The organism is Shewanella sp. MR-4 (genome assembly GCF_000014685.1).
In the GTDB taxonomy this organism is placed as follows: domain Bacteria; phylum Pseudomonadota; class Gammaproteobacteria; order Enterobacterales; family Shewanellaceae; genus Shewanella.
The window spans coordinates 3,128,119-3,150,266 of record NC_008321.1; the positions used below are offsets into that span (position 1 = coordinate 3,128,119).

The 22,148-nt window shown below is 48.9% G+C and carries 18 protein-coding genes; 2 read left to right on the forward strand and 16 right to left on the reverse strand.

Annotated elements, in window-relative coordinates; genetic code table 11:
- Nucleotides 1-23: 23 nt before the first annotated feature.
- From dnaE to rpsB, 16 genes are all read right to left on the reverse strand, one after another.
- The gene (gene dnaE, locus SHEWMR4_RS13800) at nt 24-3,500 is read right to left on the reverse strand and encodes a DNA polymerase III subunit alpha (RefSeq protein ID WP_011623378.1); all 3,477 of its coding nucleotides are present in this window, start codon (nt 3,498-3,500) and stop codon (nt 24-26) included.
- 117 nt (nt 3,501-3,617) lie between these two features.
- Nucleotides 3,618-4,247 carry a ribonuclease HII gene (gene rnhB, locus SHEWMR4_RS13805; protein WP_011623379.1) on the reverse strand — a complete coding sequence of 210 codons (630 nt, stop codon included), beginning with the start codon at nt 4,245-4,247 and terminating at the stop codon, nt 3,618-3,620.
- Nucleotides 4,247-5,404, reverse strand: coding sequence for a lipid-A-disaccharide synthase (gene lpxB / locus SHEWMR4_RS13810; RefSeq protein WP_011623380.1), 1,158 nt, complete (start codon nt 5,402-5,404; stop codon nt 4,247-4,249). The genes rnhB and lpxB overlap by 1 nt, the downstream gene beginning before the upstream one ends.
- 116 nt (nt 5,405-5,520) lie before the next feature.
- On the reverse strand, nt 5,521-6,291 hold the full coding sequence (lpxA, locus tag SHEWMR4_RS13815; RefSeq protein WP_011623381.1) for an acyl-ACP--UDP-N-acetylglucosamine O-acyltransferase: 771 nt from the start codon (nt 6,289-6,291) through the stop codon (nt 5,521-5,523).
- Complete coding sequence (gene fabZ, locus SHEWMR4_RS13820; protein WP_011623382.1) at nt 6,288-6,752, reverse strand: 3-hydroxyacyl-ACP dehydratase FabZ; 465 nt, start codon at nt 6,750-6,752, stop codon at nt 6,288-6,290. The genes lpxA and fabZ overlap by 4 nt, the downstream gene beginning before the upstream one ends.
- Before the next feature lie 32 nt (nt 6,753-6,784).
- A complete protein-coding gene (gene lpxD / locus SHEWMR4_RS13825; protein ID WP_011623383.1) occupies nt 6,785-7,810 on the reverse strand; it encodes a UDP-3-O-(3-hydroxymyristoyl)glucosamine N-acyltransferase in 1,026 nt (341 codons plus the stop codon).
- 3 nt (nt 7,811-7,813) lie between these two features.
- Nucleotides 7,814-8,311: an OmpH family outer membrane protein gene (locus SHEWMR4_RS13830; protein ID WP_011623384.1), complete on the reverse strand. Its 498-nt coding sequence runs from the start codon at nt 8,309-8,311 to the stop codon at nt 7,814-7,816.
- Between the two features lie 65 nt (nt 8,312-8,376).
- Nucleotides 8,377-10,857 (reverse strand): outer membrane protein assembly factor BamA, encoded by a 2,481-nt coding sequence (bamA, locus tag SHEWMR4_RS13835; RefSeq protein WP_011623385.1) that lies wholly within the window; start codon nt 10,855-10,857, stop codon nt 8,377-8,379.
- 31 nt (nt 10,858-10,888) lie between these two features.
- Nucleotides 10,889-12,259: a sigma E protease regulator RseP gene (rseP, locus tag SHEWMR4_RS13840; RefSeq protein WP_011623386.1), complete on the reverse strand. Its 1,371-nt coding sequence runs from the start codon at nt 12,257-12,259 to the stop codon at nt 10,889-10,891.
- Between the two features lie 50 nt (nt 12,260-12,309).
- Nucleotides 12,310-13,500, reverse strand: coding sequence for a 1-deoxy-D-xylulose-5-phosphate reductoisomerase (gene ispC / locus SHEWMR4_RS13845; RefSeq protein WP_011623387.1), 1,191 nt, complete (start codon nt 13,498-13,500; stop codon nt 12,310-12,312).
- A gap of 4 nt (nt 13,501-13,504) precedes the next feature.
- On the reverse strand, nt 13,505-14,362 hold the full coding sequence (locus SHEWMR4_RS13850; protein ID WP_011623388.1) for a phosphatidate cytidylyltransferase: 858 nt from the start codon (nt 14,360-14,362) through the stop codon (nt 13,505-13,507).
- Between the two features lie 20 nt (nt 14,363-14,382).
- Entirely contained in the window at nt 14,383-15,210 is an 828-nt protein-coding gene (gene uppS, locus SHEWMR4_RS13855) for a polyprenyl diphosphate synthase (RefSeq protein WP_011623389.1), read from the reverse strand.
- An 82-nt stretch (nt 15,211-15,292) separates the two neighbouring features.
- On the reverse strand, nt 15,293-15,850 hold the full coding sequence (gene frr, locus SHEWMR4_RS13860) for a ribosome recycling factor (RefSeq protein ID WP_011623390.1): 558 nt from the start codon (nt 15,848-15,850) through the stop codon (nt 15,293-15,295).
- A 30-nt stretch (nt 15,851-15,880) separates the two neighbouring features.
- A complete protein-coding gene (gene pyrH, locus SHEWMR4_RS13865) occupies nt 15,881-16,609 on the reverse strand; it encodes a UMP kinase (RefSeq protein WP_011623391.1) in 729 nt (242 codons plus the stop codon).
- A 69-nt stretch (nt 16,610-16,678) separates the two neighbouring features.
- A complete protein-coding gene (gene tsf / locus SHEWMR4_RS13870) occupies nt 16,679-17,530 on the reverse strand; it encodes a translation elongation factor Ts (protein WP_011623392.1) in 852 nt (283 codons plus the stop codon).
- 119 nt (nt 17,531-17,649) lie between these two features.
- Nucleotides 17,650-18,378, reverse strand: a complete 729-nt coding sequence (gene rpsB, locus SHEWMR4_RS13875; protein ID WP_011071784.1) for a 30S ribosomal protein S2 — start codon at nt 18,376-18,378, stop codon at nt 17,650-17,652.
- Between the two features lie 309 nt (nt 18,379-18,687).
- Here rpsB and map point away from each other — a divergent pair, with 309 nt between their 5' ends.
- Together map and glnD are read left to right on the forward strand one after the other, a co-directional pair.
- Nucleotides 18,688-19,485 (forward strand): type I methionyl aminopeptidase, encoded by a 798-nt coding sequence (gene map, locus SHEWMR4_RS13880; protein WP_041408815.1) that lies wholly within the window; start codon nt 18,688-18,690, stop codon nt 19,483-19,485.
- A gap of 68 nt (nt 19,486-19,553) precedes the next feature.
- Nucleotides 19,554-22,139, forward strand: coding sequence for a bifunctional uridylyltransferase/uridylyl-removing protein GlnD (glnD, locus tag SHEWMR4_RS13885; protein ID WP_011623394.1), 2,586 nt, complete (start codon nt 19,554-19,556; stop codon nt 22,137-22,139).
- The last annotated feature ends 9 nt before the right edge of the window (nt 22,140-22,148 follow it).

Sequence of the window (22,148 nt, forward strand, 5' to 3'; positions counted from 1 at the left end):
CCAAGCCTTTGTCAGGTTATCGATTAGGGGAACAAGATCCGCACCTTATTTGGCCCCAAGAGGCTCTCAAGGGCAAACACCAATTCATCGCTGGGGTTGACTCGCCAATGTTCCGCCAACCTAAATTGGCCCTTGGCCTGCGCTTGACTGTAGTTAATCACCACGGGCACGGCACCGTTGCGCCACGGGCTTATCGATTGCTCGATACTTTCGAGCACGCTTGGATTTAACTGCGATGCGTCTAAATCGATTTCTAAGGCGCTGGCAAAGTGGCTGCGCGCCTCGCTGATATCGATAATATTGCGCGCCGTCATGCGGTTGCCACCGGCAAAATCATCGAAGCTGACTTCACCTTCGCAGATCAGGATCCTGTCCTTCTCGAGCAGATAGTTAAACTTCTCAAAGGCTTCGGTAAAGAGCATCACCTCGAGGCGCGCACTCTTGTCATCTAGCGTCAACAGGCCCATTTTCGAGCCACGTTTAGTGAGCATCACCCGGGTTGCAACCACAAGGCCTGCCGCCTTCACGGTTTTGCCGCGATCGGTTGGATGCACGTCCTTTAAGCGCCCAGAGGTGTAATGCTTAAGCTCTTTAAGATATTGATTAATCGGGTGACCGGTTAAATATAGACCTAAGGTCTCGCGCTCCCCTTCGAGCCAAATTTTATCGGGCCACGGAGTGCATTCGACAAACTGTTGCTTACTGTCCTCAGGGTCGCTATTGAGCAGACCAAACATATCATGCTGGCCGATGGCCTCGGCCTTAGCATGCTGATCGGCGGCGCTTATCGCCTCGGGCAAGGTGGCCATCATAGAGGCGCGGTGCGGCCCAAGTGCATCTAAGGCGCCAGCACAGATAAGCTTTTCAATCACCCGCTTGTTGAGTTTTTTAAGATCGATACGGGCGCAAAAGTCGAATAAATCTTTAAAGGGGCCGTCCTTACGCGCCTCAAGAATGGACTCAACCGGCCCCTCACCCACACCTTTGATGGCACCGATGCCGTAAACGATGCGTAGATCGTCATCGACGGTAAACTTAAACAGACCTTTGTTCACATCCGGCGGAATAATGGTGAGTCCCATGCGCTCACATTCATCCACTAGGGTGACGATTTTGTCTGTGTTGTCCATATCGGCAGACATTACCGCCGCCATAAACTGCGACGGGAAGTGAGTCTTGAGCCACAGGGTTTGATAGGACACGAGCGCGTACGCAGCGGAGTGGGATTTGTTAAAGCCGTAGCCCGCAAACTTTTCCACTAAGTCGAAGATCTTCATCGCCAACTCGCCGTCGACGCCGTTCTTAATCGCCCCTTCTTTAAAGGTACCGCGCTGTTTGGCCATCTCCTCAGGCTTTTTCTTACCCATAGCGCGGCGCAGCATGTCCGCGCCACCTAAGGTATAACCCGATAGCACCTGCGCAATCTGCATCACCTGCTCTTGGTACAAAATAATGCCGTAGGTGGGCGACAACAGCTCCTTCAAGGATTCATGCTGGTATTGAGAATCAGGGTAAGACACCTCTTCACGACCATGCTTACGCTCGATAAAGTTATCCACCATGCCCGATTGCAGAGGCCCCGGGCGGAACAGTGCCACGAGTGCGATCATATCTTCGAAGCAGTCAGGTTGCAGACGCTTAATCAAATCCTTCATACCACGAGATTCGAGCTGGAATACCGCGGTGGTTTCGTAGCGTTGCAGCAAGCGGAACGAAGCTGGGTCGTCTAGGGGAATCGCCTCAATCCGCACCGGTGGACGGCCATTTTTAACCTCCACCTTGTTGATCATCTCCAGCGCCCAGTCGACGATGGTCAGGGTTCTTAACCCTAAGAAGTCGAATTTGACTAAGCCGGCGGTTTCCACGTCGTTCTTATCAAACTGGGTTACCGGGTTTTTACCTTCGGCGTCGCAGTAAAGCGGCGAGAAGTCGGTGATCTTGGTGGGCGCAATAACCACGCCCCCTGCATGCTTACCGGCGTTACGGGTCACCCCCTCGAGTTTACGGCACATGTCGATAAGATCTTTCACATCCTCATCGGCATCGTAGGACTCCTGCAGCGCAGGCTCCACTTCAAAGGCCTTGGCGAGTGTCATGCCTGGCTCTGGCGGAATAAGCTTAGAAATGCGGTCCACAAAGCCATAGGGATGGCCGAGCACACGACCCACGTCGCGGATAACCGCCTTGGCCGCCATGGTACCGAAGGTAATGATCTGCGATACCGCCTCACGGCCGTAGAGCTCGGCCACGTGGTCAATGACCTCATCACGCCTATCCATACAGAAGTCGACGTCGAAGTCGGGCATAGATACCCGCTCTGGGTTGAGGAATCGTTCGAACAGCAGGTCGAATTCTAAGGGGTCTAAGTCGGTAATCTTAAGGGCATAGGCCACAAGGGAACCCGCGCCCGAACCACGACCGGGACCAACGGGAATGCCGTTATCCTTACCCCACTGAATAAACTCCATCACGATAAGGAAGTAACCGGGGAAGCCCATCTGGTTGATAACTTTTAGCTCCACATCGAGACGCTCGTCATATTCGCCGCGGCGCTCGGCGCGCACTTGTGGATCGGGGAATAAGAACTCTAAGCGTTCTTCGAGCCCCTTCTTAGAGCAATCAACCAGATAATCCTCAATCGACATATCGCCAGTGGGGAAGTTCGGTAAGAAGTATTCGTATAAGCGAATGGTAACGTTGCAGCGTTTGGCAATTTCAACGGTATTTTCGAGCGCGGCGGGAATGTCGGCAAATAGCTCGCACATTTCCTCTTCGCTGCGAAGATATTGCTGCTCACTGTATTTTTTAGGACGACGGGGATCGGCAAGCGTAAAACCATCGTGAATCGCAACGCGGATCTCATGGGCCTCGAAGTCTTCGGGTTTTAAAAATACCACCTGATTGGTGGCGACCACGGGAATGCCCTTTTCCTGCGCGAGCCCCACCGCCATATGCAGGTAACGTTCCTCATCGGTGCGCCCCGTGCGCAATAATTCGAGGTAATAACGCCCTTCAAAATGTTGCTGATAAAACTCGCATAAGGACTCGACTTGAGTATTGTTGCCCTTAAGCAGCGCCTTACCCACGTCCCCTTCTTTCCCACCAGACAGCAATAAAATGCCTTCGTTGTAGGTGACAAGCCACTCTTGGTCAATCACCACCCGCCCAGCCACATGGCCCCGTAGATAGGCTTGGCTGATGATTTGGGTGAGATTTTGATAGCCATCATTATTCATCGCAATAATGGTTAAGGCACAAAACTCGTCATCAAACCCCGGCACTTGCATCCAAAAGTCCGCGCCAATAATCGGCTTAATCCCCGCACCATGGCAACCACCATAAAACTTGACCAGACCGCAGAGGTTGTTTTGATCCGTTAAGGCCACCGCAGCCATACCCTTAGCCTCAACTTGGGCGAGGATGGGTTTGACCTTAGCCACACCATCGGACATAGAGAAGTCACTGTGGACACGAAGATGCACAAAACGAGGATCGGACATAATTAGAATTATCTTTGAATAGCAGGTTAACAATCACTAAAAAAGCAGACTAGCAAAGTCACAGCCCTGGGGCTAGTGACTTCGCTCTCAAGCTGAAATGAAAACACCCAATCGGTGTTAACGCTCCAGTAATGCCTTGACGGGTTTGAAACTTTTACGATATTGGTCGAACACGCCGTGCTCGGCGATGGCATCAAAATGCGCCTTAGTCGGATAGCCCTTATGCTTAGCAAATCCATACTGGGGATAAGCTGCATCGAGAGCATCCATCTCCCGGTCTCGGGTGACTTTAGCAATAATCGACGCAGCACTGATACTCGCAATCAGGCCATCACCTTTGACTATGCTATGACTGGTCAAAGACAGCCCTTGGTGCGTAAACGCCGGACTGCGATTACCATCGACTAAAACTAACTCGGGCGTACGAGCAAGCCCTGCAACCGCGCGCTGCATCGCCAGCATAGTGGCATGGAGGATATTCAGCTCATCGATTTCCGAAGGTGTTGCCCGCCCCACATGATAGCTTAAGGCTTTTTCACAAATCTCATCGAACAAGGCCTCGCGGCGCTTCTCGGTAAGCTTTTTAGAGTCATTTAAGCCAGCAATGGGACGATTGGGATCGAGGATCACCGCAGCGGTGACCACATCACCCACCAGAGGGCCACGGCCGACTTCATCCACGCCCGCCACTAAACCTGCTGAGAAGATGGCCATATCGGCGTCGGTCAACGTCTTAAATACCGCCATTAGTTCACATCCTTAGCATCGACCAGTGCTAACACCGCCTCAGCCGCTTTTTGGCTGGCATCGCAGCGCAGCATTTGGTGCAAACGCTCAAACTCAGCTTTGATTGGCGCAAAGTCGCGGTTCAGCTCAACGCCAACCGCAGCGGCAATCTTCTCTGGCGTGCAATCATGCTGAATAAGCTCGGGCACCACGTCTCGCCCCGCTAAAAGATTCGGCAGGGAGAAACGGTTCACTTGCATCATGGTTTTCGCAATCTGATAGGTCAGCGGACTCACTCGATACGCCACCACCATTGGACGCTTGATCAGCATAGCTTCTAAGGTTGCCGTACCCGACGCCAGTAAAATGCCATCGGCAGCAGCCATCACTTCGCGTGATTTGCCTTCCACCATGTGGATTTCCAGATCCGGCGCATGCGCTTTTAATGCCTGCTCAAACTGCTCACGGCGCTTTTGATTCACTAAAGGCGTCACAAAGCGAATATCGGGAAATTGCTGCTTGATAAGCAGCGCCGCCTTCACGAAAGGCTCGGCCAATTGTTTTAATTCGCCGCCGCGTGAGCCGGGTAAAATCGCGAGGTATTCGGCATCAGGATCGAGCTCAAGCAACTGACGGGCGCTCGCCTTATCACTCTCTAACGGAATATCGTCAGCCAAGGTATGGCCGACAAAGGTACAAGGCACCTGATGCTTATCGTAAAAGGCCTTTTCAAAGGGTAATAACGACAGCACCATATTGGTGGCCTTAGCGATTTTAAAAATACGCTTAGGACGCCATGCCCATACCGAAGGGCTCACGTAGTGAACGGTTTTAATCCCCTGCGCCTTTAACTTAAGCTCAAGACCGATATTAAAATCCGGTGCATCGATCCCGATAAAGCAATCGGGCTTAAGTTCGGTGATGGACTTAATCAGGGATGAGCGCACATGGAGTAAGCGTGGCAGGCGTGATAGCACTTCGACTATCCCCATCACGGCTAATTCCTCCATCGCGAACAGGGATTCGAAGCCTAGGGCTTCCATTCGAGGTCCACCAATACCGACAAAACGGGCGTTGGGGTGTGTTTTTTGCAGTGCGGCCATTAAACCTGCACCTAAAATATCGCCGGAGAGTTCTCCGGCGACCATTGCAAACACTAATTGAGATTTTTTGCTCATAAACCAATCATATCTGACAAGTGAATGGCACCGCAGCGCATCTCTGCCATGGCATTGTCTAAAGCAGAATATTACGAGCAGTGCCTATGAATGGCATAGTGTAGAGTCTAAGACTCTTAACGAATAATGCCGCGACCCGATGATTTAACAAACTCAATGAACGACTTAACTTGCTCATCGTTCTGCGCATCTTCGGCAAGCGCTTCAATCGCTTCATCAACAGTTAAACTGCTGCGATATAAGGTTTTATAGGCACGACGTACCGCTAATTGGCTCTCCTTAGAGAAACCACGGCGCTTCATACCTTCGCTGTTTAAGCCACGAGGAATGGCAGGTTGTCCCGCCGCCATCACAAAGGGTGGCACATCCTGTAGCAATAACGAGCAACCTGCGGTAAAGGCGTGGGCACCGATATGCACAAACTGGTGAACGCCAGTCATACCACCGAGAATCGCCCAGTCACCCACATGCACATGGCCTGCGATAGACGCATTGTTGGCCATAATCACGTTATTACCGACCACACAGTCATGGGCGATATGCACGTAGTTCATAAACAGGTTGTTAGAGCCGATACGGGTTTCGCTATTATCTTGAACCGTACCACGGTGAATGGTCACATGCTCGCGAATAATATTGTTATCGCCAATAATGAGTCGAGTCGGCTCGCCAGCATATTTCTTGTCTTGGCATTCCTCACCCACAGAGGCGAATTGGAAAATACGGTTGCCTTTACCGATAATGGTTGGGCCCTTCACCACTACGTGGGAGCTTAACCAACAATCGTCGCCAATCTCGACACCCGCGCCCACATAACTCCATGGACCTATAGTGACGTTTTTACCAATTTTTGCATCGGGATGCACAAACGCTAATGTATCTATCACTGATTAATCTCTCTGCGGGCACACATGATTTCAGCGGAACAAACCACTTCACCATCCACTTTGGCCTCACCATAGAAAACGCCAATTCCGCGGCGCTCTTTAATCATTTTGACGTCAAAATGGATTTGATCGCCAGGCTCAACCACACGTCTAAAACGCGCGTTATCGATACCGGCAAAATAGTACAACACACCAGGAGGTGGTACATCGTCACTCATGGTCTTAAATGCGAGCAGACCAGTGGCCTGTGCCATAGCTTCTAAAATCAGCACGCCAGGCATCACAGGCTGAACAGGGAAATGTCCCTGGAAAAAGGGTTCATTAATCGTCACGTTTTTAATCGCATGGAGACTCTCACCTGGGGTGTAATCCAAAACGCGATCGATTAATAAAAATGGATATCTATGGGGCAGATACTTAAGGATCTCCGTAATATCCATAGTGTTCATTTGATTTGACACGAACCTAGTTCCTCAAAATTGCCTTAGGGCAATTACTCTGGTGTATTTGAATTCTTTTCCAACGTCTTCACGCGTTGGAACAGTTCATCCAATTGACGGAAGCGAACTGTATTTTTACGCCATACTTTGTTTTCCATTGCGACTGTCGCAGAAGAATACAAACCAGGCTCACGCATATTGCCAGTAACATTTGTCGCGCCAGAAAGATGGACACCATCAGCAATAGTTAAATGGCCAGCAATCGCGCAATTACCACCAATAATACAATGTTTACCAATAGTAACACTGCCAGCAAGTGTGGTGCTGCCAGCAATCGCGGTATTTTCACCAATGATATCGTTATGGGCAACCTGCACTTGGTTGTCGATGATCACACCATTGTGGATCTCAGTATGACCCAAGGCGCCGCGATCGATAGTTGAGCTAGCACCGATTTCGACTCGGTCACCAATGCGCACACCACCAGTTTGCGGGATCTTAATCCACTGTCCGCGCTCATTAGCGTAACCAAAACCGTCGGAACCAATAATCGCGCCGGAATGGATAATACAATCTTGGCCTAAATGGACGTTGTGATACAGGGTCACATTGGCCCACAGGCGGGTATTTGAACCTATAATGCAGTCTTGACCAATCACAGTGCCCGCACCAATCTGGACGTTTTCACCGAGGATCACATTGGCGCCGATCACCGCATTAGCACCGATAGCCACCCCTTCACCTAACAGGGCGGAAGGATCGATTTGTGCCGAAGGATGGATACCTATGGCCGCCTTAGGCGTGGTATCTAACAACTGTGCCACACGGGCAAACCCTACATAGGGATCTTTTACTACTAACGCAGTGCCAGAATAGTCCTGCGCATCTTTAGCCGACAATAACACCGCACTCGCTTGAGTTAACTCAAGCTGAGCACGGTATTTGCTGTTGGCTAAAAAAGAGATTTGTCCCGCTGTGGCATGTTCAAGTGTCGCAACGCTGTTGATCACTAACGTTTCATCGCCTTGGACAACGCCGTCTAATAACAGGCTTAGCTCTTTTAAAGTCACACTTTTCATCAATTACTTGCCTTTGCTTAAGGCTTCAACCACTTTGCCACTGATGTCAGCATTTGGCTTAACATAAATGACGGCACCGCGCTGTAAAACTAAATCGTATTTTTCTTTTTCAGCGATAGTGTTAATGGCTTTTTGAACCTTAACTAACAGTTTGTTTTGCTCTTCACCTTGGCGACGACGTAAGTCTTCATCCAAAGCTTTACCTTTTAGCTGATATTCAGATTTTAACGCTTCCATTTTACGAACCAGCTCAGTTTTTTGCGTGTCATTCATTAGCGCGCCGTCACGTTGCTGCTTCTCCATCAGAGAGCGCATTTCTTCTTGCATTTTCTGAACTTCAGCCATGCGATCACCAAACTCTGATTTCAGAGATTGGGAGATTTGCTCACGTTGAGGTAACTGTTCAAACACAGCGCCCATATCAACAACAGCAATATTTTCTGCCTGCGCCGCTAAAGGTGCACCTAATAAAGCCAACGTCACCAGGGCACGGTTTACCATCTTGTTCAAAATAGACTCCTTGTTACCTTTGTTATATTCAGCAAAACCTGCCGAGTGTATGCCTTTTAAAAAGTTTTGCCAATATTGAACGAGAAGATCTCTGTTTGATCGCCTTCGTATTCTTTAATCGGCCATGCCAAGCTGAATACCATTGGGCCCATAGGAGACAGCCACTGTAAGCTTAACCCCCAAGACGCTCTGATACGGCCAGGATCACTGTAGTCCTGCAACTTATCAAACTCTTCCGCAGGCAGGGTTTGATACTTAGCAAAATCAAACTCAGTATCCCACACGTTACCCGCATCGACGAAGAAACTGGTACGTACAGAGTTAGCGTAAGCCTCATCCAAGAATGGCGTTGGTACAATCAACTCCATACTGGCAGTTGCAATCGCGTTACCACCGATAGAACGACCTGAACTGACCTGAATACTGTTTGGATCGCCCGGTAAGCTACAACCGTCACCCGATGGATCCGGCGCACAAGGCTCACTACCACGGAAGAGGTAGAATGAACGTGGACCGACCGAGTTAGACTTAAAGCCACGCAGTGAGGTACTCCCGCCCGAGTAATAGTTTTCCCAGAATGGCAGGATTTGGTCATTATCGTTGAATTGACCATAGCCGTTGCCATAACCTAAACGACCGCGCGCTAATAGCACAAAACTGTGGCTGCGGTTGATGGGGAAATAATAGTTAGTATCGAAGTCAGTCTTAAAGTACTGCAGATCCGAGCCCGGTACTGTCATCTTACCGCTTAAACGCTGTGACGAACCGTCCGTTGGGAAGGTGCCACGGTTTAGCGTGCTGCGGTACCAACCTAAGCTCAGCTCAAAGTTATCGAAGCTTAAATCGGCATTTGGATCATCGTCACGGTAGATATTGTAGAAACGCAGCGCCTGCTCGTAGGCAGAGATTTCTGAAATCGTGTTATGACGATAGCCAATACCACCGTTGATACGGTTATATTCGTTAATCGGGAAACCTGAATTCAATGCCACGCCGTAGGAACTGTTCTTATAGCGTTCAAGGTTCGCTTCATTCGCATCGAACTCGTTCCAATAAACGCTACCACCTAAGCTCACACCATCTTTGGTCCAATATGGATCGGTGTAAGATAAGTTAACGTTCTTAGAGTACTTGTTAGTGCTTAAACTCACGCCCGCTTGGTTACCCGTACCGAGGAAGTTATTTTGCTGCACACCAAACTGCAGACTTAAGCCCGATTCAGTACCATAACCCACACCGGCGTTAAATGAGCCCGATGGCTGCTCTTTAACCTTCACGGCCACATCGACTAAATCGTCGGTACCTGGCACTTGAATGGTTTCGGTATCAACGGTCTCGAAGAAGCCTAAACGGTTTAGACGAGCTTTAGATTGCTCAACCTGCGCCGAGTTTAACCAAGCACCTTCCATCTGACGCAGTTCGCGGCGCATCACTTCATCTTTAGTGACAGTGTTACCGGTGAAGTTAACCGAACGCACATACACACGTTTACCCGGTTTGATATTGATGTTTAAGGTGACTTCCTTAGTCTTATCATCAATTTCAGGGTAGGTTTTCACTTCAGGGTAAGCGTAACCGAAACGGCCTAAATATTTACTGTACATCTCTTCGGTGAAGGTCACATCACCGCCGTTGTACATATCGCCCGCCTTAATTGGCAGAATCGATCTCATTAACTCTTCGCGGCCCATTAAGTCGCCGGTGAGGTTAACGTCTTTAACCTTGTACTTCTCACCTTCGTTGACGTTGATGGTGATATACAAACCTTTACGGTCAGGCGTCATCGCCACTTGCGTCGAGGTGACTTCAAAGCGGATATAACCCTTGTTGTGATAATAGGTTTTAATGGTTTCAAGATCGGCTTGCAGCTTTTGCTTCTGATAGCGACGCTCACCGAACAGATCCCACCAAGCCACGTAGTCTTTGAGTTCTAACATGCCGATAAGCTCAGCATCGGTGAACTCTTTGTTGCCAACCACGTTAATTTGGCGAATTTCAGCAGCTAAACCTTCAGTAAACTTAAATTTTAATTCGACACGGTTACGGGGTAAGTTAATCACCTGCGCTTCAACTTTCGCACCGTATTTACCTACACCGTAGTAGAAGTCTTGTAATCCCTTCTCGATGCCTGTCAGCATAGTACGGTCTAAGGACTCGCCGACTTTCACGCCTGAGCCATCCAGACTTTCCTGTAACTGCTCATCTTTAATGTCTTTGTTGCCTTCAAAAGTCACGGCGCTGATCGTTGGCCGCTCAGTGACTTTGACAATCAATACGCCACCATCACGACTAACAGTGATATTTTCAAAGTTAGTCGATGCATACAGGCTTTTAATGGCTTGCTGAATCTTTAACTGGTCAACAGTGTCACCCACTTTCACTGGTAAGCTTAACAAGGCAGCACCCAGTGCGACTCGCTGCAAACCTTCAACTTGGATGTCGGTCACTTCAAAGGGTTGGAAAGTATCCGCCAACACAGTCCCTGAAAACGACGCACCGACGAATAACATCGAGGCAAAAAGTTTATTCAATCTCATAGAGCACTTCTAATTATTAGTCTGTCCTTGCTCAGAGTCGGGCAAAGTCATTGAAGAGCGCGATGCTCATCAACATCAGCAGCAATGCTGCCCCAAATCTGAATCCTATTTCCTGTACCTTTTCAGACACAGGTTTACCAGTGATTACCTCAACGAAGTAATACAGCAGGTGTCCTCCATCGAGCACAGGCAATGGCAGCAGGTTAATGATGCCTAAATTGACACTGATAAGCGCGAGGAAACCGAGAAAGTAAACCAAGCCATAGTTTGCACTATTGCCCGCACCCTGTGCGATTGAGATAGGTCCACTTAAGTTTTTCACTGACACATCGCCAGTAAATAATTTGCCAATCATCTTAAAGCTCACGGCCACAAGTTGCCATGTTTTATCAACCGCGATAGCGAAAGAATCGATTGGACCATATTCGAGTTGTAGGCGCATATTCTCAGGCCATTGCGCCTGAGTCGGGCTCACCCCAAGCACGCCCACTTCTTTGCCATCGCTATTTTTAACACCAGAGGGTGTGACTGAGATGGCAAACTGCTCGCCAGCTCTGCGCACAGTTAACTCCACTGGCACATTGGCAGAATGTTGAATAATGTCAACAAAAGCTTGCCAATCGGTGTAATTTTCGCCATTGATAGCAACCAAAGTATCACCGATTTTAAGCTCACTCTTAGCCGCAGCACTGCCTTCACTGATGAGCGCAATTTGTGGCTCAATTGCGGGGCGATACACGCCTAACCCAAGCGCAGTAATCGGCGACTCTTTTTCTGGGTCGAAGCGCCACTCGCGGGTATCAAGGGTATAAGTACGGGCCGAGGTGTCTAAGCCCTGCAAGCCATTTAACGGCGCAAGTGAGACGGTTAAACTGTCATCGCCGATATGGCCAACTAGCGCTAAATTCACTTCTTCCCAATTACGTACTGGTTGACCTGAAATCGCCGTCACTTGCATCGGCTCAGTCACTTGGATTTGCGCCGCCGCTGTGCCAGGTGTGGTTGAGGTAATCACTGGCTTGAGCGATGGCACGCCAATTAAATACATTAAATACAGTGCGATAATTGCAAAGATAAAGTTTGCAATCGGACCTGCGGCCACAATCGCAATCCGTTGCCATACACTTTTACGGTTAAAGGCTTGATCCTTTAACTCATCGGGTACGTCTTCTACTCGCTCATCGAGCATTTTGACATAGCCGCCTAACGGGATCATGGCGACCACATACTCAGTGCCATCCTGGCCGACTCTGCGCCAAATCGCCTTACCAAAACCAATTGAGAAACGTTCAACTTTCACGCCACAGCGGCGTGCAACATAGAAATGGCCGTATTCGTGGGCGGTGATAAGCAGCCCAAGCGCGACGATAAACGAACCTAAGTTCCACAAAAAATCTAACATTCCACTCCTTATGTCATCGTCAAATTCGCTTATTCCTCATAAAATGGGGATTAAGCCAATTTCGCTAACTGTTCGCGGGCATATATCCGCGTTTGCGCATCGAGGGCAATAATATCATCGATGCTGGTCATTGCCCGTTTAGGCACTGATGATAAACACGCTTCATTCACCTTAGCGATATGGGTAAAACCAATCTGCCCCTGTAAAAATGCCTCAACGGCAATCTCATTGGCGGCATTGAGCACAGTTGTGGCCTCTTGGCCTTGGGCGCAAGCGGCAATCGCTAATGCCAAACAGGGAAAGCGATTAAAGTCTGGTTCACAAAAGCTTAACTGTCCGACTTTGAAAAAATCCAAAGGTTCAACGCCAGAGCTAATTCTTTGTGGATAGGACATACAATGCGCAATCGGCGTACGCATATCCGGGTTACCCATTTGCGCGATAACACTGCCATCACGGTATTGCACCATCGAATGGATAACACTCTGCGGATGGATAACCACCTTTAATTGGTCGTTCTGAGTATTAAACAGCCAGCGCGCTTCGATAAACTCCAAACCTTTATTCATCATAGTGGCGGAGTCGACTGAAATTTTCGGCCCCATCGACCAGTTTGGATGTTTACAGGCCTGCGCAGGTGTCATCGCAGCAAGACTTGCAAGCTCAGCCGTCAAAAAGGGACCACCAGAGCCTGTCAGCAAAATATGGGAAATGCCCGATGCGGCTAAATCACAGCGGCCTAAATTGGCCTGCACCTCTTCGGGTAAACATTGGAAAATCGCATTGTGCTCACTGTCAACGGGCAGCAAAGTGGCGCCAGAGGCTTTGGTGGCCTCAATAAAGAGTTCACCTGACATCACCAAGGCCTCTTTATTGGCAAGCAATACTCGCTTACCCGCCTTGACGGCGGCTAAGGTTGGCACAAGCCCCGCTGCGCCGACGATAGCGGCCATCACAGTATCCACTTCAGTGGCTGTGACTAAGGCGATGAGTTCATCCTCACCGCTACTGACTTGGATATTAAGCTCAGGGGGAAGCTTGGCTTGTAGCGCTAATGCGGCCTGACTATCGACCATATGGGCGACTTGTGGGCGATGGGTTATACACAGGGCGAGCATCTTATCGACACTCGCATTCGCCACTAAAGCGTAAACACGATAGGCATCGGGATTAGCCGAAATTACACTTAAAGTGCTGGCACCAATCGACCCAGTTGCGCCCAAAATCACCATATTTTGCATAGCGTTACATCCAAAATGCAATGTAGATTAAGGTAAACACCGGCAAGGCCGCAGTGAGGCTGTCGATGCGATCGAGCACGCCACCATGCCCAGGCAGAATCGTGCCAGAGTCTTTGATGCAGGCGGCCCGCTTAAACATACTCTCCGATAAATCGCCGAGCGCCGAAATCAGTGCCACGAAAATGGTAACCGCGACTACTAACCCTAATTCCTGCTCAGGCGAAATATACATCACGCCAGCGACAACAATCAGTGTTGTCATCAGGCCGCCCAATAAACCCTCTAGAGTTTTAGCAGGGCTCACCGCTGGCATCAGCTTGGTCTTGCCGACCGCTTTGCCGACAAAATACGCGCCCGAATCGGCCGCCCAGACAATCAGCATCACCAGTAGTACCAATGATGCGCCATAGTAAGGCGATATTTGCGAACTAATGGATTTGAGTGCAATCAGCGCCACAAAACACGGCACTAAGGTGAGTTGTCCAAACATGGACTTCAGCATCGGGTTCTTTTGCCAGAGTTTGGCGCTTTTAGGGTAAGTCACCACCAACAGCAGTGACACTATCCACCAGAATGCGCCGATGGCAATCACGGCAAGATAGATAGGATGAATTTGTCCCCTGAGCCAAATGGTGTCGGCGGGAACAATTAAATTCAACGCGATAAGTAAAATACCGACGGTGCAAGTAAAACTCCATTGAGTCACATCACATTGACTATCGATGATCCTGCCCCACTCCTTAGCGGCGATCAGAAACACGGCCACTAAGGCCCAAGCAAAGTACTCTACGGGGAGTAAAAAGATCGCTCCCAAAACTAATGGAATTAACCAAATTGCTGTTATTATACGTTGTTTTAGCAAAAAAAATCCCTCATGACGTTTTACAATGCGCGCATCTCATCAATTTGACTTCCGGTCAAACCAAAACGGCGCTGGCGACTGGCAAAAGTAGCAATCGCTTCATGAAAAGCCTGTTCATCGAAATCAGGCCAAAGGGTGTCCATAAACACCAATTCAGCATAGGCAGCCTGCCAGAGCACAAAATTGCTGATCCGGTAATCCCCACCCGTACGGATCATTAAATCAACTTCACTCTGATTTTGCATGCACAAATGTTCACTCAAGGCTTCTTCGGTGAACTGACTGCTGGTCATTTCGCCATTTTCCACCTTTTCAGCTAACTTTTGAGCTGCTTGCAGTATGTCCCAACGGCCACCGTAATTGGCCGCTACATTCAATATCAATCCACTGTTGCCTGCGGTTTTTTCTTCTGCGGCACGAATTTGTTTTTGTAAACGCGCAGAAAAACGGCTGATATCGCCGATGATATTTAATCGGACTTGGTTTTTATCGAGTAACTTAATTTCCCGTTGTAACACGGTAAAAAACAATTCCATCAGCAAGCTGACTTCTTTATCGGGTCTACGCCAATTCTCGCTGGAAAACGCAAATAGCGTCAGCGATTGTATCCCTAACTGACTGGCCGCACTCACCGCACGTCTCACCGCCTTTACGCCGGCTTTATGCCCCATAACTCGTGGTTTGCCCTGGGTTTGGGCCCAACGTCCATTACCATCCATAATAATCGCAACATGTTTAGGTAATGACTGTTTTACGAGTTCAGGTAATACCTCAGGTAAGCTTGTCTGAGCACAAGCATCCTGCTCAGTCGACCTAGATTGCGGATCAAATTCCACTGTGGATGACATCTATTACAACCCTTTAAAATAGACAAACGCCGTGTAGTATACCCCTACACGGCGTAGCAACTCTAGCTTATAGCGCCTGAGATTAGACTTCCATCAACTCAATTTCTTTGGCAGCTAAGATCTCATCGACCTTCTTAATGTGAGCATCGGTGAACTTTTGCACTTCGTCTTCAAAGCGGCGAACATCGTCTTCAGTACATTCTTTGGCTTTTTCGAGCTTCTTCACATCAGAAATGGCGTCACGACGTACGTTACGAATCGCCACACGGCCGCCTTCGGCTTCTGCACGTACCACTTTGATGAAGTCTTTACGACGCTCTTCCGTCAGTGCTGGTAATGGAATACGTAAGGTAGCACCCGCTGACATTGGATTTAAGCCAAGGTCTGAGCTCATGATCGCTTTCTCAACCGCTTGGATTGCACTACGGTCAAACACAGTTACCGACAGAGTACGCGCATCTTCGATGCCCACGTTAGCCACTTGGTTAAGCGGTGTCATAGTGCCGTAGTAAGACACTTGGATAGAGTCCAGTAAGCTTGGGTGTGCACGACCAGTACGTACTTTCGCCATTTGGTTCTTAGTCGCTTCTACGCATTTACCCATGCGTTCTTGAGCATCTTTTTTAATATCTGCAATCACGTTAAATGTCCTTCTTGGTCATTAAATAACTTATTTCGCTCTGATCATTGTGCCTTCTTCTTCACCCATGACCACGCGGCGCAGTGCACCTGGTTTGTTCATGTTGAATACTAGGATTGGCATGTCATGATCACGCGCCATCGTAAAGGCTGCTAAGTCCATTACTTTTAATTCTTTGTCCAGTACTTCAGTGTACGATAATTCATCGTACTTCACTGCTTCTGGATTTTTCATCGGGTCGTCAGAATAAACGCCGTCAACTTTAGTGCCTTTTAGCACGACTTCTGCTTCGATTTCAATGCCGCGTAAGCAAGCCGCAGAATCGGTAGTGCAGAATGGGTTACCAGTACCCGCAGCAAAAATCACTACACGCCCTGATTTTAATAAGCTGATAGCCTCAGCCCAATTGTAGTCGTCACATACCCCTTTTAACGGGATTGCCGACATCAGACGAGCATTAACATAGGCACGGTGCAGGGCATCACGCATGGCCAAGCCGTTCATAACCGTTGCCAGCATACCCATGTGATCGCCCACCACACGGTTCATGCCAGCTTTTGCTAGGCCTTCACCGCGAAATAGATTACCACCACCAATGACCACACCCACCTGAATGCCTAACTCTACCAGCTCTTTCACTTCTTGAGCCATGCGATCTAACACTTTAGGATCGATGCCGAAGCCTTCGTCGCCCATCAGTGCTTCGCCACTTAATTTTAGAAGAATGCGTCTAAATGCAGGTTTTGGATTGGTGCTCATATTTTTTTGTCCTGGTCATAACAAGACCGCAGCCATTGCTGCGGTCTTGGGGGTATTTAGCGTTGGCGATTAAGCCTTTTTAGAAGCAGCGATTTGAGCAGCAACTTCAGCTGCGAAATCTTCTTCTTTCTTCTCAATACCTTCACCCACTTCTAAACGAATGAAGTTAGTGACTTTAGCGCCTTTCTCTTTCAAGAATTCGCCAACAGTTTTCTTTGGTTCCATGATGTAAGCTTGACCAGTCAGAGAGATCTCACCGGTGAACTTCTTCATACGACCAACAACCATTTTCTCTGCGATTTCAGCAGGCTTGCCTTCATTCATAGAGATTTCGATTTGCAGAGCTTGTTCACGAGCAACTACGTCTGCTGGAACGTCTTCTGGGTTAACGTATTCTGGCTTAGAAGCAGCAACGTGCATTGCTAAGTGCTTCAGAGTTTCCTCATCCGCTTCACCAGTTACTACAACACCAATACGCTCACCGTGACGGTAAGAAGCTAATTGAGTGCCGTCGATGTACTCAACGCGACGAACGTTGATGTTTTCACCGATTTTAGCAACCAGAGCAACACGGGCTTCTTCGAATTGGGCTTTTAAGTCTTCTAAAGACACTTTAGACGCTGCAGCAACGTCTAAAACAGCGTTAGCAAAACCTAAGAAGTTCGCATCTTTAGCAACGAAGTCAGTTTGGCAGTTTACTTCTAACAGTACTGCGAAACCTTCACCGTTTTTGATCAGGATAGTACCGTCAGCAGCGATGTTACCTGCTTTCTTAGCAGCTTTAGCAGCACCAGACTTACGCATGTTGTCAATTGCTAACTCCATGTCGCCGTTGGTTTCTTCTAACGCTTTTTTACAATCCATCATGCCTGCGCCAGTACGCTCGCGCAGTTCTTTAACTTGGGCAGCAGAAATTGCCATTGTTAAATCCTCTCTAAAAATTCGACTAATTTGCAGATATAAAACAGGGGCCGAATGGCCCCTGTTAACCAATCAAAATCTTGGTTAATAAGGGTGATGAAACTCATCCCGCCTTATTATTATTCGGCTTCTACGAAACCGTCTTGCTCAGCTTGAACAGCTAAATCCTGACCACGGCCAGCGTTAGCAGCTGCAGCAACAGAAGTAGTGTACAGGCGAATAGCGCGCATTGCGTCGTCGTTACCAGGAACGATGTAGTTAACACCGTCTGGAGCAGAGTTAGTATCAACAACTGCAACAACAGGGATACCCAGGTTGTTAGCTTCTTTAATAGCGATATGCTCGTGGTCAGCGCCGATAACGAATAATACGTCTGGCAGGCCGCCCATGTTCTTAATACCGCCTAAAGATTTTTCCAGCTTTTCAAGCTCACGAGTACGCATCAGCGCTTCTTTCTTGGTCAGCTTGTCGAAAGTACCGTCTACTGATTGGCTTTCCAGTTCTTTCAGACGCTTGATTGACTGACGAACGGTTTTCCAGTTAGTCAGCATACCGCCTAACCAGCGGTGATCAACATAGTACTGATCGCAAGAGATAGCAGCTTCTTTGATCGCTTCGCCAGCAGCACGTTTAGTACCAACGAATAATACTTTACCTTTCTTTGAAGCAACGTTGCTGATGAAAGCCAGCGCTTCATTGAACATTGGCACAGTATGCTCAAGGTTGATGATGTGAACGCCGTTGCGAGCACCGAAAATGAATGGCTTCATTTTTGGGTTCCAGTAACGGGTTTGGTGACCGAAGTGGACACCGGCCTGGAGCATATCGCGCATTGAAACTGTAGTCATTTCTATTACCTTAAAATTTAGGGGGTTAGACCTCCACGCATCCCATGTCTTCGACCCCGCAGTTAACAGCTGAGGGCACCCCGAAGAATGTGTCGACACGTGTGTGATTTAGTATTTAGATAAATTGCCATGTATAATGGCCGCCATCTTTAGTTTTGCTATCGCCCAAAAGCAGATAAAGCTGCGCTTGGGAAATTCATCAAGACTTAAACATAACGGCGCGCTTTATACCATAAATAGCCCTAAAGCACAAATTTTTGCATCGGGTGGATGCCGCCAATAGACATCGAAGACACAAGAGAAAACGCAATGAGTATAGTCATTAAGACAGCAGAAGAAATCGAGAAAATGCGTGCAGCAGGTAAACTGGCGGCACAGGTATTAGAAATGATCGCCCCTTATGTAAAGGCTGGCGTGAGCACTAATGAATTAAACGATATCTGCGCCAAATATACCGAAGAGCAAGGCGCTATTTCTGCCCCGCTCAACTACCATGGTTTTCCTAAGTCGATTTGTACTTCGTTAAACAACGTTATTTGCCATGGTATTCCGAGCGACCGCGTTCTCAAGGATGGCGATATTCTCAATATCGATATCACAGTCATTAAAGACGGTTACCACGGCGACACCTCTAAAATGTTCTTAATCGGTGAAGTGAGTCCTAAGGACAAGCGCCTATGCCGTATCGCCCAAGAGAGCCTATACCTTGCCATTCGCAAAGTTCGCCCGGGGTTAAAACTGGGTGAAATCGGCAATACTATCGAAAAATTCATCAAAGCCAGCAAAACAGGTCTTGAGAAATATTCCATCGTGCAAGATTATTGTGGTCACGGTATTGGTGCCGGTTTCCATGAAGAGCCGCAAGTCATGCACTACCGTAATGGCGATAACACCATTTTACGCCCTGGCATGTGTTTTACCATTGAGCCGATGATCAACGCCGGTCGCCACACCACAGTGTTAGACCGTGACGATAAGTGGACTGTCACCACCTCCGATGGTAAAAACTCTGCCCAATGGGAACATACATTATTAGTGACCGAAACCGGTGTAGAAGTCCTGACTCTACGTGATGAGGAAGACTTCCCGCGTATCATTAATCACTAAGCGACATACTTAGTACGTTAGGACTCAGAGGATTACTGAACACCTAACTCATCCAAACAAGGGACTCGATGAATACAGCTCTGCTAGCTAAACAATCATTAATCGAACAGAATCAAACGCTTTTAGCAAGATTCAAGGCCAAAACCCCGATTGAAGAGCTAGTGACGCAGCGCTGTCAGTTCGTCGATTCCCTCGTCAAACAGGCCTGGCAACAGCACGGTCTGGACCAATATCCTATCGCCCTGATAGCCGTTGGCGGCTATGGTCGCGGCGAGTTACATCCGCACTCGGATGTCGATTTATTATTCCTGTTCGAAGGTGAGTTATCGCAGGCGGCTGAAACCGCACTGAGCGAATTTATCGCCTTTTTATGGGACGCCAGCCTTGAAATTGGCCACAGTGTTCGCACCCTCAGCGATACCTTAAATCTGGGTCGAGAAGACATTACCATCGCCACTAACCTGCTCGAGGCTCGGCTACTCTCAGGCCCAGAATCCCTGTTTGATCAACTCTATGACGCCATCCGCCAGAGCGACTTTTGGACGTCGAGCCAGTTCTTTATCGCCAAACGAGATGAACAAACGGCCCGCCATGCCAAGGCGAGCGCCTTCGATCTTGAGCCCAACATCAAAAGCTGCCCCGGCGGCCTGCGGGACATTCAAACCATCGCCTGGGTTGCCATGCGCCACTTTGGCGCCTCACGCCTAGAAGAACTGGTTCAATACGAATTTTTAGAACCCGCCGAGTTAGAAGAGCTGCTCGAGTGTCAGCATTTTCTGTGGAAGCTGCGCTTTGCCCTGCATATGGCGGTCGGGCGCGATGAAAATCGCCTACTGTTCGATGTTCAGCGCCAAGTGGCCGAGCTGATGGGTTATGAAGACGCCACTCAACTTGCCGTTGAGCAGATGATGAAACGCTACTATCGCACGGTGCGACGGGTGATGGAGCTGAACGAAATGCTGCTGCAACTGTTTAAGCGGGCGACTCTTGGCCAAACCAAGGCCTTAGAAATTCAAGCGATTGACAATAACTATCAACGCCGCGGTGCCTTTATCGAGGTCCTAAGGGACGATTTATTCGATAGTGGCGAAGAAATTGTACGCCTCTTTGTCCATGTCGCTAAAAACTCCAATATTAAAGGCATTTATGCGCCGACACTGAGGTCGCTAAGGCGCGCACGCCGGGCGCAGCTGCAACCCTTGCAGGAAAATCCGCAGTGCCGCCAAGCCTTTATGGAAATATTAAAGCATCCTCGTGGCATCGCGGCCTTATCGCTGATGCATAAACACGGGGTGCTGTCGGCCTATTTGCCCGCATGGCGCAATATTGAAGGCCAAATGCAATTTGACCTGTTCCATGCCTATACGGTGGATGAACACACCCACAGATTGCTGCTCAACATCGAGCGCTTCTCACAGCCGGAGCAGAAGGAAGAGTTTCCTTTAGGCTCAGTGCTGATCAATCAGTTACCGAAAAAAGGTTTGTTGGTACTTGGCGCAATTTTCCATGATATCGCCAAGGGACGCGGCGGCGATCACAGCAAGCTTGGCTCAAGCGATGCCCTCGCCTTCTGTAAGCTCCATGGCTTAAACGACCACGATGGCCGCTTAGTCGCTTGGCTGGTCGAAAATCACTTAGTGATGTCGGTAACCGCTCAGCGCCGCGATATTTCCGATCCCGATGTGGTGGCCGACTTTGCCAGCAAAGTGCGCGATGCGGTGCATTTAAGTTATTTATATTGCTTAACCGTCGCCGATATCTGCGCCACCAACGAGAAGACCTGGAACAACTGGAAAGGCTCACTGCTGCGTGACTTATATTTTTCCACCCAAAGGGTGCTGGCACGGGGGAAAGAAAAACCCGTCGATATCCGCGCGCGGGTACGGGAATATCAAGCCAAGGCCAAGAAAGACCTGCTTCGCCGTGGCGTGAAAGAAAAAGATTTAGATACCCTCTGGCAACGCTTTAAGGCCGACTACTTTTTGCGCCACCAGCCAAATCAGGTTGCTTGGCATGCCGAAGCTATCCTTAAGCATAAACAGTTGGATGAGCCGCTGGTGCTGGTGTCCAAACACACGACACGCGGCGGCACTGAACTTTTTGTCTACTGTCAGGACAGGCCTAAGCTGTTCGCTACCGTGATGGCGGTGCTCGATAATAAAAACATCAACGTCCACGACGCTAACATTATGACGTCGAAGGATAATTACGCTCTAGACACCTTCGTTATCCTCGAGCAAGACGGCGCCCCCGTGAGCCAACTCTCACGCATTCAAAGTATCCGTAAGGCCCTTGAAAAGGCGCTTGCAAGCGATAACCCTAAGCTGCCGCGCTTTAGAAAGCTGTCACGCAAGATGAAACCTTTTAATGTTCCCACTCAGGTGAGTTTCCTTGAGAGTAACCGTCATGGTACAAGTATGATGGAACTCATCGCCTTGGATACGCCGGGATTATTAGCTAAAGTGGGCGATATTTTTTATCGCTGCAACACGACCTTGCTGGCCGCCAAAATCACCACCATTGGCGAGCGAGCCGAAGACTTTTTTATTTTGCAAACCAATGATGGCTTGCAACTCAATGAAACCCAAGAGAACACGCTCAAGGAAGCCTTGATTAGCGCGCTGAGCGCCATCAACACAGAGTCAACCAATTAACCAAAACGG